Origin of the sequence: Enterobacter hormaechei subsp. hoffmannii (assembly GCF_001729745.1) — a bacterium.
GTDB lineage: Bacteria > Pseudomonadota > Gammaproteobacteria > Enterobacterales > Enterobacteriaceae > Enterobacter > Enterobacter intestinihominis.
Window position 1 is genome coordinate 1588072 of record NZ_CP017186.1, and the last position, 12245, is coordinate 1600316.

Consider the following 12245-nt stretch of genomic DNA (forward strand, 5'->3'; position numbering starts at 1 on the left):
AAACAGGACATTTTTAGTACAGGACGTTTTGGGGACGGGAGAGAAACATGCGAATTAAACCTGACGATAACTGGCGCTGGTATTTTTGTGACGAGCATGACCGTATGATGCTCGACTTAGCCAATGGCATGTTGTTTCGCTCTCGTTTTGCGCGCCGAATGTTAACGCCAGACGCGTTTGCTCCCTCAGGCTTTTGCGTTGACGACGCTGCACTCTATTTCTCTTTTGAAGAAAAATGCCGCGACTTCAATCTCTCCAAAGAACAGCGCGCTGAACTGGTACTAAATGCGCTGGTGGCGATCCGTTTCCTGAAACCACAAATGCCGAAAAGCTGGCATTTCCTCGCGCACGGTATGAGCTGGACCCCGGCTATCGGCGATGCGGCCAGCGTCAATCTGAGCGATACCGAAGAAGAGGTGAATTTGCTGGTGGTTGAACCCGGTGAAAACGCTGCGCTCTGTTTGCTGGCCCAACCCGGCGTGACCATTGCCGGGCGAGTCATGCAGTTAGGTGATGCCATCAAAGTGATGAATGACAGGCTGAAGCCTCAGCTGCGCGTCGATTCCTTCAGCCTCGAACAGGCGGTTTAAGCTTCCAGCTGTACGGATGTTTTCGGTACACAGCTACAGCACAGGATCGTGCCGTCACTGCCAATCGCAGATTTCTTCAGGGCACTCACTTCACCATCGACCAGTTTAATGCGACAGCATCCGCAAATCCCCGCGCGACAGGAATAAGGTACGCGGATACCCGCCTGCTCCAGCTGTTCCAGTAGCACCTGCTGATTGTTACCACGAATAACTTTGCCTTCCCAGTGAATATCCACCGCGGAAGCGACGTTGGTGACAACGTCAACCATTTCTTCTTCCTGGCCTGCGCCGTACACTCTTGCAGGCCCGCGGGTAAGAATTTCGACCTCGTCGCCCACGCGGATTACGCCGCTGGAGCGGGGGATCAGGTTCTGGCCGAAGTCGACATCACCGTTATCCTGCGCGGTACGAAATGATTGCAAGGTTTTCAGCGGTTCGCCGGAAGGGTGTTTTTGGCCTTTCTCCGGGCTGACGGTGGTAAAAATACAGCGGCTGCACGGCTTCACGACATCAAAGATAACGCTGCCGATGCGGATCACTTTCCAGGTATCTTCATCCCAGGCATCCGCTCCGGTCACCACCAGATTCGGGCGAAACTGTTCCATCTGCACGCTGGCTTTGCAACGGGTTTGTAAATCACGCAGCGAGGCCTCGCTGGTCAGCAGGAAGGGAAAACCATCCGCAAAGGAGAGGGGAACCGCGTCGTGGCGTTTCACGCGACGAGTCAGCGCAGGCCCAACCCAGCGCAGCTGAACGTCACGTGAGAAAAAGCCGCTCAGCCACTGGTTAATGTTATCCGGCGCGATACGCGCGGTAAAATGATTGCCCCACACTTCCGTTGGCGCATCAACCGGCGCAAAATCAGCAAAGCGGATCACGACGCTTGAACCGTCTGGCGCGGTCAAATGCAATCCGTCATGAAGCGGGGAAGGCGTAAAGCGAACCATCTGCGGGAACTGACGTGCGGTGATGAACGTACCGTCAGGCTCGGTGATCATAAAAATACGATCGAAGGCGAATCCGCTCATATCGGCCAGCGCGTGCGTCACGCCGATAACGCGCATGGATTTCACCGGATGAATAAAAAGCCTGGATAACGTCGCCACTGCACACTCCCGCTAAATAAAATAAGCCTTCAACTTTATGACATACACGCCATATTAGCTATAATGCGCGACAATTTTCTATGAGTAAAAGTGACGATATGAATTCTCTGTTTGCCAGTACGGCCCGTGGGCTGGAAGAGCTGTTAAAAACTGAACTGGAAACCCTGGGCGCGAAAGAGTGCCAGGTGGTTCAGGGTGGTGTCCATTTTGAGGGCGACACGCGGCTTATTTACCAGAGCCTGATGTGGAGCCGTCTGGCGTCGCGCATCATGCTGCCGATGAAAGAGTGCAAGGTCTACAGCGATCTTGATCTCTACACCGGTGTACAGATGATCGACTGGACAGAGATCTTCACCCCGGACGCCACCTTTGCGGTGCATTTCAACGGCGTCAACGATGAGATCCGCAACAGCCAGTACGGTGCCCTGCGCGTCAAAGACGCCATTGTGGACTGCTTCACGCGTCGTAATAGAGAACGTCCGAACGTTGATCGTGAAAACCCGGATCTGCGTATCAACGTCTGGCTGAACGGCGACACTGCCAGTATTTCCCTGGATCTGAGCGGCGCAGGCCTGCATCTGCGCGGCTATCGCGATCGCACCGGCATGGCCCCAATCAAAGAGACACTGGCCGCCGCTATCGTGATGCGCTCCGGCTGGCAGCCGGGTACGCCGCTGCTCGATCCAATGTGCGGTTCCGGTACGCTGCTGATTGAAGCCGCGATGCTGGCCACCGACCGCGCGCCAGGGCTGCATCGTGGACAGTGGGGCTTCAAAGGCTGGGCGCAGCACGATGAAGCCCTCTGGAAAGAGGTCAAAGACGACGCGCAGACCCGTGCCCGTAAAGGGCTGGCGGAGTACACCTCTCACTTTTACGGTTCGGACAACGACCCACGGGTGATTGAACGCGCGCGCAGCAACGCCCGTCGTGCCGGTATCGGTGAGTTGATGACCTTCGACGTCAAAGATGTGGCGAACCTGACCAATCCGCTGCCAAAAGGCCCGTACGGTACGGTGATCAGCAACCCGCCGTATGGTGAGCGTCTTGGCAGCGAGCCAGCGCTGATTGCGCTACACAGCCTGCTGGGCCGCAACATGAAAGCGCATTTCGGCGGCTGGAACCTCTCCCTGTTTAGCGCCTCGCCGGAGCTGCTGAGCTGCCTGCAATTACGTGCCGATCGCCAGTTCAAGGCGAAAAACGGCCCGCTGGACTGCGTGCAGAAAAACTACCATCTGGCAGAGATAGCAGCGGACAGCAAACCGTCTGGCGTGGCGGAAGATTATGCCAACCGTCTGCGCAAAAACCTGAAGAAATTTGAGAAGTGGGCGAAGCAGGAAGGCATCGAATGTTATCGCCTTTACGACGCTGACCTGCCGGAATACAACGTGGCGGTTGACCGCTATGCAGACTGGGTGGTGGTTCAGGAATACGCCCCGCCGAAAACCATTGATGCGCAAAAAGCGCGTCAGCGTATGCTGGATGTGATTGCGGCCACCATCGCCGTACTCGGCATTTCGCCAAACAAGCTGGTGCTGAAAACCCGTGAGCGTCAGAAAGGCAAAAACCAGTATCAGAAGATGGGCGAGAAGGGCGACTTCATCGAAGTGGGCGAATATAACGCGCGCCTGTGGGTTAACCTGACCGATTACCTTGATACCGGTCTGTTCCTCGATCACCGCATCGCCCGCCGCATGCTGGGACAGATGAGTAAGGGCAAAGACTTCCTGAACCTGTTCTCCTATACCGGCAGCGCCAGCGTTCATGCAGGGCTTGGCGGGGCGCGTAGCACCACCACGGTCGATATGTCCCGTACTTATCTGGAGTGGGCAGAGCGCAACCTGCGTCTTAACGGCTTAACCGGTCGTCAGCATCGCCTGTTACAGGCCGACGTGCTGGGCTGGCTGCGCGATACCGATGAGCAGTTTGACCTTATCTTTATCGATCCGCCGACCTTCTCTAACTCCAAGCGTATGGAGGATAGCTTTGACGTTCAACGCGATCACCTGCGCCTGATGACCGACCTGAAGCGTCTGCTGCGTAAAGGCGGCACCATTATGTTCTCGAATAACAAGCGCGGATTCCGCATGGATCACGACGGCCTGGCCGAACTGGGACTTAAAGCACAAGAAATCAGCCAAAAAACGCTGTCTCAGGACTTTGCCCGTAACCGTCAAATCCACAACTGCTGGCTGATCTCCGCGGTCTGAAAGGAAAAAATAAATGTCTTTAATTAGTATGCACGGCGCGTGGCTCTCTTTCAGCGACTCACCGCTTCTCGATAATGCAGAGCTGCATATCGAAGATAACGAGCGCGTCTGTCTGGTCGGCCGTAACGGCGCAGGTAAATCGACGCTGATGAAAATCCTCAACCGTGAGCAGGGGCTGGACGACGGCCGTATTGTTTACGAGCAGGATCTGGTCGTCTCTCGTCTGCAACAGGATCCGCCGCGTAACGTTACCGGCAGCGTGTACGATTTTGTTGCCGAAGGAATTTCAGAGCAGGCGGAATACCTCAAGCGCTACCACGAGATTTCGCATCTGGTCATGACCGACCCGAGCGACAAAAATCTCAACGAGCTGGCAAAAGTGCAGGAGATGCTTGATCACCACGGCCTGTGGCAGCTGGAAAACCGCATTAACGAAGTGCTGGCTCAGCTTGGCCTGGAAGCGGATATGGAGCTGTCGGCGCTCTCCGGCGGCTGGCTGCGTAAAGCAGCGCTGGGCCGTGCCCTGGTGAGCGGGCCCAGGGTACTGCTGCTGGACGAACCAACGAACCACCTGGATATCGAAGCGATTGACTGGCTGGAAGGGTTCCTGAAAACTTTCAATGGCACCATTATCTTCATCTCCCACGACCGTTCGTTCATCCGCAACATGGCCACGCGCATAGTCGACCTCGACCGCGGCAAGCTGGTGACCTATCCGGGCGATTACGATACCTATCTACTGGAGAAAGAAGAGAACCTGCGCGTCGAAGAGCTGCAAAACGCCGAGTTCGACCGCAAGCTGGCACAGGAAGAGGTCTGGATCCGTCAGGGCATCAAAGCCCGTCGTACCCGTAACGAAGGCCGCGTTCGCGCCCTGAAGGCGATGCGCCGCGAACGTAGCGAACGCCGTGAAGTCATGGGGAGCGCCAAAATGCAGGTTGAAGAGGCGTCCCGCTCGGGCAAGATTGTCTTCGAAATGGAGAACGTGAATTATTCGGTTGACGGCAAAGTGCTGGTAAACGATTTCTCCGCTCAGGTTCAGCGCGGCGACAAAATTGCGCTTATTGGTCCAAACGGCTGCGGTAAAACCACGCTGCTGAAACTGATGCTGGGCCAGTTGCAGGCAGACAGCGGTCGTATTCACTGTGGTACCAAGCTGGAAGTAGCGTACTTTGACCAGCATCGCGCAGAGCTGGATCCGGACCGTACGGTGATGGACAACCTCGCTGAGGGCAAACAGGAGGTAATGGTTAACGGCAAGCCGCGTCACGTGCTGGGCTACCTTCAGGACTTCCTGTTCCACCCAAAACGCGCCCTGACGCCTGTGCGCGCGCTGTCCGGCGGTGAGCGTAACCGTCTTTTACTGGCGCGCCTGTTCCTGAAACCCAGTAACTTACTGATTCTCGATGAACCGACGAACGATCTGGATGTCGAAACGCTGGAACTGCTGGAAGAGTTGATTGATGGCTATCAGGGAACCGTGATGCTGGTCAGCCACGATCGTCAATTTGTCGATAACACCGTGACCGAGTGCTGGATCTTCGAAGGCGAAGGACGTATCGGTCAATATGTGGGCGGCTATCATGACGCGCGTGGACAGCAATCGCAGTCGCTGGCGCAAAAACAGGCGAAGACCAAAAATGTCGCTGAACCTGTTGTTGTGAAAGCAGAAACTGTCAAAAAGTCTCCTGCTAAAATGAGCTATAACTTGCAGCGCGAGCTGGAAGGACTGCCGCAGCGTCTGGAAGAGCTGGAAGCGGCACTGGAAGCACTGCAAATTCAGGTCGCTGATGCGTCATTCTTTACGCAGCCTCACGACTATACTCAGAAAGTATTGGCTGAACTCTCCCAGGCCGAGCAGGCGCTGGAAGAGGCATTTGAGCGCTGGGAGTACCTTGAGTCTCTGAAAAACGGCGCATAAACAGGGATAATCTATGTGTGACCAGCACCATGCCGATCGGCATATTTTATGCTCGCAATGCGATATGCTCGTGGCGTTGCCAGAGCTTGGTCACGGACATAAGGCTGCCTGCCCGCGCTGCGGAGCTACGCTGACGACCGAGTGGGACGCGCCAAGGCAGCGTCCTACGGCTTACGCGCTGGCAGCCCTGTTCATGTTACTGCTCTCCAATCTCTTCCCTTTCATCTCTATGAAAGTGGGCGGGATGGTAAGCCAGGTGGAGTTACTGGAAATTCCAGGCGTGATGTTCTCGGAAGATTACGCCAGCCTTGGCACCTTCTTTCTTCTGTTCGTGCAGATAGTCCCGGCTTTTTGCCTGGTCGTCATTCTGCTACTGGTCAATCGCGTCAGGATGCCCACCGCCCTTAAAATCAAACTCGCGCGGATCCTGTTCCAGCTGAAAAGCTGGGGGATGGCGGAAATTTTTCTGGCGGGTATCCTGGTCAGCTTCGTGAAGCTGATGGCCTACGGCGATGTGGGGATTGGCAGTAGCTTTATTCCGTGGTGTCTGTATTGCGTGCTGCAACTGCGCGCTTTCCAGTGCGTGGACCGACGCTGGACCTGGGACGATATTGCCCCGGCACCGACGCTCTCGCAGACGGTAAAGGTGGGTGTACCGGGTATCCGTCAGGGGCTGCGCTCCTGCTCCTGCTGCACCGCCGTGCTGCCCGCGGATGTCGAGGTGTGTCCCCGCTGTGAAACAAAAGGTCACGTCCGACGCAAAAATAGCCTGCAATGGACCATGGCGCTGCTGGTGACCTCTGTCATGCTTTATCTGCCCGCCAATATTTTGCCGATCATGATCACCGATCTGCTCGGCGACAGAATGCCCTCGACCATCCTTGCCGGGGTGATTTTGCTGTGGAGCGAAGGGTCATACCCTGTTGCAGGCGTCATATTTCTCGCCAGCATTATGGTTCCGACCTTAAAGATGATTGCCATTGCCTGGCTTTGCTGGGATGCAAAAGGGCACGGTAAGCGTGACAGTGAGCGCATGCATCTGATTTATGAGGTCGTGGAATTTGTTGGCCGTTGGTCGATGATTGACGTGTTCGTGATTGCGGTTCTCTCAGCGCTGGTGCGTATGGGTGGGCTGATGAGTATTTATCCCGCTATGGGAGCGCTGATGTTTGCTTTGGTCGTCATTATGACCATGTTTGCGGCCATGACCTTCGACCCTCGTTTATCGTGGGATCGTGAGCCCGATTCAAGCCATGAGGAAGAGTAAGAGCATGGAAAATAAGAGTGGAGAGGCTAAAGTGCAGAAGGTCAGAAACTGGTCGCCGGTGTGGATTTTCCCCATCGTGACCGCGCTGATCGGTGCATGGATCCTGTTTTATCATTACAGCCATCAGGGACCGGAAGTCACGCTAATTACCACCAATGCAGAGGGAATTGAGGGCGGAAAAACCACCATCAAGAGCCGCAGCGTGGATGTGGGTGTCGTGGAAAGCGCGACCCTGACGGATGATTTAACCCATGTTGAAATTAAGGCCCGCCTGAATGCTGGCATGGAAAAACTGCTCCATGAAGATTCCGTTTTTTGGGTGGTGAAACCGCAGGTCGGAAGAGAAGGGATCAGCGGCTTAGGGACGCTATTGTCAGGGGCTTACATTGAACTCCAGCCCGGCAATAAAGGCGCCCAGCCAGCAAACTATCAGTTGCTGGATTCACCGCCGCTTGCGCCACCGGATGCAAAAGGGATCCGCGTCATTCTGGACAGCAAAAAAGCGGGCCAGCTCTCGCCGGGCGATCCGGTGCTGTTCCGTGGGTATCGTGTCGGTTCGGTTGAAACGAGCACCTTCGATCCGCAAAAACGGACCATCAGCTATCAGCTATTTATCAATGCGCCTAATGACCGACTGGTGACCAGTAACGTTCGTTTCTGGAAAGACAGTGGGATCGCTGTGGATCTCACCTCTGCGGGGATGCGCGTTGAGATGGGTTCACTCACCACGCTGTTTGGTGGGGGCGTCAGTTTTGACGTGCCGGAAGGTATAGATCTGGGACAACCGGTGGCGGAAAAAACCGCCTTCAGACTGTTTGACGATCAAAAAAGCATTCAGGATGCGCTCTATACCGATCACATCGATTATCTGATGTTCTTTAAGGACTCTGTACGCGGCTTGCAGCCAGGAGCGCCAGTTGAGTTCCGCGGTATCCGTCTGGGTACAGTGGGGCAAGTGCCTTACTTTGTTCCGGGACTCAAGCAAATGCTTGATGATGATTATCGTATTCCGGTGCTGATACGCATTGAGCCTGAGCGTTTAATTAACCAGATTGGTGAGGATCAGGATATTGGGGAGCATATCAGCGACCTGATGAATCGCGGTCTGCGTGGCTCGCTGAAAACCGGCAACCTGGTGACAGGGGCGTTGTATGTCGATATGGACTTCTATCCAAAAGCGCCACCTATGACGGGAGTCCGTGAATTTGGCGGCTACAAAATCATTCCTACGGTCAGCAGTGGCCTGGCGCAGATCCAACAGCGTCTGATGGAAACGCTGGATAAGATCAACAATCTGCCGCTGAATCCAATGCTTGAGGCTGCGACGGGATCACTGCATCAGAGCCAGGCGACGATGCAACGTCTGCAAACTACCCTGGATAATATCAACAAGATCACGGCCAACCAGTCCATGCAGCAACTGCCGCAGGATATGCAGAAAACGTTGCGTGAACTGAATCGCAGTATGCAGGGCTTCCAGCCGGGCTCAGCGGCCTACAACAAGATGGTGGCGGATATGCAACGTCTTGATCAGGTTTTACGCGAGCTACAGCCCGTTCTGAAAACGCTCAATGAAAAGAGCAACGCGCTGGTGTTTGAAGCGAAAGATAAAAAGGATCCTGAGCCTAAGAGGGCGAAACAATGAAAAAATGGCTAATCATCGCAGGCGCACTGGTATTAACGGCCTGTAGCTCTGGAAGCGATAACAAAAGCTACTACCAGCTGCCGTTAAGCGCGCAGTCGGGGGCGCAGAGCAGCGCCTCGCAGGGCAGCCGTCTGCTTTGGGTTGAGCAGGTTGCCGTGCCAGATTACCTGGCGGGCAACGGGGTGGTCTACCAGACCAGCGATGTGCAGTATGTAATCGCCAACAATAACCTGTGGGCCAGCCCGCTGGATCAGCAGCTACGCAATACGCTGGTGGCGAATCTGAGCAGCCAGCTCCCCGGTTGGGTCGTTGCCTCGCAGCCTCTGGGAAGCGATCAGGACACTCTGAATGTTAACGTGACGGGATTCCATGGCCGCTATGATGGTGCCGTTGTTATCAGCGGGGAGTGGCTGCTGAATCACCAGGGTCAGCTGATTAAGCGTCCTTTCCATCTTGAACTCAAGCAGCAGAAAGATGGCTATGACGAAATGGTGAAAGTACTTGCGCAGGGATGGGCACAGGAGTCGGCTACTATAGCAAGAGAGATTTCCCGCCTGCCATAAGTAAAATTCATCGACGAAAGCCGCACTCAGCTTCTTGCTGATTGCGGCTTTTTTTTCGTTTTACGTTCAGGTTGTTACTTGTCCCGCATCACACTTTTTGTACAAACGATCTTCCATGTAGCTCACAAATATGACACCCGTATGAATTTTGAACGTTGACGCTGACGCAGATTCGGGGTATTCGTTAACTGTGCTTGCACATATTGCAACCACTGTTTTCTTTCCACCAGACAAAAGAATGAGGGAAACGAGGCATGAAGAGACAGAAACGAGATCGCCTGGAAAGGGCTCATCAACGTGGTTATCAGGCTGGCATCGCCGGACGTTCTAAAGAAATGTGTCCCTATCAGGCCCTGAATCAAAGGTCCCAATGGCTAGGGGGCTGGCGAGAAGCCATCGGAGACAGGGCAGTACTTGCTTGATACCGTCTCTTTAAAAAGAAACCTCCGCAATGCGGAGGTTTCGCCTTTCTGGAAGGGGCTAAAAGCCGTTATCAGAAAGCGGAGGTATCCTGGAACAGACCCACTTTCAGGTCGTTCGCGGTATAGATCAGACGACCATCAACCAACACTTCACCGTCCGCCAGGCCCATAATCAGACGGCGGTTAACGATGCGTTTGAAATGGATACGGTAGGTGACTTTCTTCGCGGTAGGCAGAACCTGACCGGTGAATTTCACTTCGCCTACGCCCAGCGCACGGCCTTTGCCTTCACCGCCAAGCCAGCCCAGATAGAAGCCAACCAGCTGCCACATGGCATCGAGGCCCAGGCAGCCAGGCATTACCGGATCGCCAATAAAGTGGCAACCGAAGAACCACAGGTCCGGGTTGATATCGAGTTCTGCTTCTACGTAACCCTTATCAAAGTTGCCGCCGGTTTCGGTCATTTTCACGACACGGTCCATCATCAGCATATTTGGGGCTGGTAACTGCGGGCCTTTCGCGCCAAACAGTTCACCGCGACCAGAGGCAAGAAGGTCTTCTTTAGTATAGGATTCGCGTTTATCTACCATGTTCTCAGTAAGCCTTATTTTAGTGAAGGACGCAGGATAGCTAACACGTGTACGCTGAACAAGTCCGATCAGTTCGCACTAAACCAACTTAACCAGCGTAACGGCCACGGATAACGATGACGAGCATCCTGCTGTGTCGCCTGAGCTATACGTTCCTGAATGGTCTGCATCAGGGTTGTCTGGCCTTCGCCGTCCCAGACCAGGTTTGTCAGTAAGGGTAGTGCATCCTCAACCCCTTCGATGGCCCAGACGGTGAATTGTTCCTGCTCTACCGCATCCAGAATCGCCTGGCTCAGGCTCAAATGGCGAGCGTTAGGTGCCGGAATAATCACGCCCTGTTTGCCGTTTAAACCGCGCTGCTGGCAGATTGCGAAGAAGCCTTCGATTTTCTCATTCAGTCCGCCCACCGGTTGGGCACGGCCAAACTGATCCACGGACCCGGTAATCGCAATATTCTGGTTAATCGGCACGTCTGCAAGCGCGCTGATCACGGCGCACAGCTCTGCCATTGAGGCGCTGTCGCCGTCGACTTCACTGTAGGACTGCTCAAAGGTCAACGAGGCAGAGAAGGGGATCTGCTGCTCGAGCTGAAGTTCAGACATCAGGAATGCCTGCATGATCATCATGCCTTTGGCATGAATGTTTCCGCCCAGTTCGGCCTTGCGTTCGATATCGGTAAATTCGCCGTCACCAATGTGTACGACACAGCTGATACGGGAAGGCTCACCAAAGGCGCGTGGGTGCCCGGGGAACTCGATGACGGACAAGGCATTGATTTGCCCGATACGTTCGCCTTCGGTCTCCACCAGAATCTGTTCAAGCAGAATTTCATCCTGCATACGGTCAGCAAGATAGCCTTCGCGCCATTCACGCTGGGCCAGCATCTGGCACAGTTGCTCACCGTTGAACGTACCGTTGCCGCTGATAACGCCCACTTCACGCAGTTGTTTGCCGATCCAGAGCGGACAGAGCGGCAGGGTTTCCTGATCGCCGGTGTAGCGTACGGCCTCGCGGATTAAGCCCGGCCACGCATCCTCGGCAGGTGAGGGCAGCGCGAAACGTTCCGCCACGGCCATAACCCACTGACACCACTGCGCCATGTCATCGGCATCTGCAATCTGAATATTGTCTTCAAATTCGCTGTAAACCGCCTGCTCCGCGAGTTCTGGCTCCATTTCCTGGAAGTCAGCCAGGGATTCACGGTCACCCGTCAGCACGACGGTCAGCGACAGCGGCATAGACGGAATGGAAACAGGCAGAGGACGTGACTCGTCGAAGCCTACCCAGTCAAAACGTTGCTGCGTCACCACCGTTTTCAGGCGCATCCACAGCAGCGGCTGCGCAAGCAGTGTGCGAAGGGAGATGAGCAATACGCCGCCATTCGCGCGGTGTACCAGCCCGGGTTGCAGTGAAACATCGCCATTGAACTGACGAAGGCAGCCGAACAACTGTTCTGCTTCCACCCAGTTGGCGGTGATCACCTCGCCTTTTGCAGCGAACAATCCATCTGCCTGCGTGGCAGGTTCGAATGTCACGTCGCGACCGGCAATATGATACTGACCACCAAAAACGGCATTCGTTTTTGGCTGCAACTGGCGCATGGCATCACCGAGAAGCGTCAGATACTCGGCTTCTTCCGGGGCTTTGAGCAGCATGAAAGGAGATGTAGCCCATGGGGATGACATCTGCTCCAGCGCGTAATGCAAACGCGGTTGTGTCTCGCTAAGTATGAATTTGTGTTCTTTTGTGAGGTCTGGCTGTGCAAACAGCTCCTGATAGCTCTCGGTATCCGGAACCAGGTCACGCCATGCAAGTTTCGTAATGGTCAAAGTTGATGTTTTTTAGTCAGAAGTAAAACCGTGGAGTATACCGTAAGCGGCGCACTCTGCCCAATCAGGATTCGGGTTTTCGTCATGCGGATCGCCTGCGACGTT

10 protein-coding genes are annotated in these 12245 nt (G+C 54.8%); 7 read left to right on the forward strand and 3 right to left on the reverse strand.

Annotated elements, in window-relative coordinates:
• The first annotated feature begins 47 nt into the window (after nt 1-47).
• Nucleotides 48-590, forward strand: a complete 543-nt coding sequence (gene zapC / locus BFV65_RS07380; RefSeq protein WP_023299740.1) for a cell division protein ZapC — start codon at nt 48-50, stop codon at nt 588-590.
• Here zapC and BFV65_RS07385 read toward each other — a convergent pair.
• A complete protein-coding gene (locus tag BFV65_RS07385; RefSeq protein WP_069596415.1) occupies nt 587-1696 on the reverse strand; it encodes a YcbX family protein in 1110 nt (369 codons plus the stop codon). The two genes, zapC and BFV65_RS07385, sit on opposite strands and share 4 nt — an antisense overlap.
• A 98-nt stretch (nt 1697-1794) precedes the next feature.
• Here BFV65_RS07385 and rlmKL point away from each other — a divergent pair, with 98 nt between their 5' ends.
• The 6 genes from rlmKL (at nt 1795) to rmf (ending at nt 9721) form a co-directional block, all read left to right on the forward strand.
• A complete protein-coding gene (gene rlmKL / locus BFV65_RS07390; protein ID WP_069597090.1) occupies nt 1795-3903 on the forward strand; it encodes a bifunctional 23S rRNA (guanine(2069)-N(7))-methyltransferase RlmK/23S rRNA (guanine(2445)-N(2))-methyltransferase RlmL in 2109 nt (702 codons plus the stop codon).
• 13 nt (nt 3904-3916) lie between these two features.
• On the forward strand, nt 3917-5824 hold the full coding sequence (locus tag BFV65_RS07395) for an ABC transporter ATP-binding protein (protein WP_022647651.1): 1908 nt from the start codon (nt 3917-3919) through the stop codon (nt 5822-5824).
• A gap of 13 nt (nt 5825-5837) precedes the next feature.
• Nucleotides 5838-7091 carry a membrane integrity-associated transporter subunit PqiA gene (gene pqiA / locus BFV65_RS07400; RefSeq protein ID WP_022647652.1) on the forward strand — a complete coding sequence of 418 codons (1254 nt, stop codon included), beginning with the start codon at nt 5838-5840 and terminating at the stop codon, nt 7089-7091.
• Nucleotides 7092-7095: 4 nt separating this feature from the next.
• Nucleotides 7096-8736, forward strand: coding sequence for an intermembrane transport protein PqiB (pqiB, locus tag BFV65_RS07405; protein WP_022647653.1), 1641 nt, complete (start codon nt 7096-7098; stop codon nt 8734-8736).
• Nucleotides 8733-9299, forward strand: a complete 567-nt coding sequence (pqiC, locus tag BFV65_RS07410) for a membrane integrity-associated transporter subunit PqiC (protein ID WP_022647654.1) — start codon at nt 8733-8735, stop codon at nt 9297-9299. The genes pqiB and pqiC overlap by 4 nt, the downstream gene beginning before the upstream one ends.
• Nucleotides 9300-9553: 254 nt before the next feature.
• Complete coding sequence (gene rmf, locus BFV65_RS07415; protein ID WP_003858162.1) at nt 9554-9721, forward strand: ribosome modulation factor; 168 nt, start codon at nt 9554-9556, stop codon at nt 9719-9721.
• Nucleotides 9722-9792: 71 nt separating this feature from the next.
• Here the strand turns inward: rmf and fabA are convergent, their stop codons facing one another.
• Entirely contained in the window at nt 9793-10311 is a 519-nt protein-coding gene (gene fabA / locus BFV65_RS07420) for a bifunctional 3-hydroxydecanoyl-ACP dehydratase/trans-2-decenoyl-ACP isomerase (RefSeq protein WP_000227926.1), read from the reverse strand.
• A 68-nt stretch (nt 10312-10379) separates the two neighbouring features.
• The gene (locus BFV65_RS07425) at nt 10380-12140 is read right to left on the reverse strand and encodes an AAA family ATPase (protein ID WP_069596416.1); all 1761 of its coding nucleotides are present in this window, start codon (nt 12138-12140) and stop codon (nt 10380-10382) included.
• Between the last annotated feature and the right edge of the window lie 105 nt (nt 12141-12245).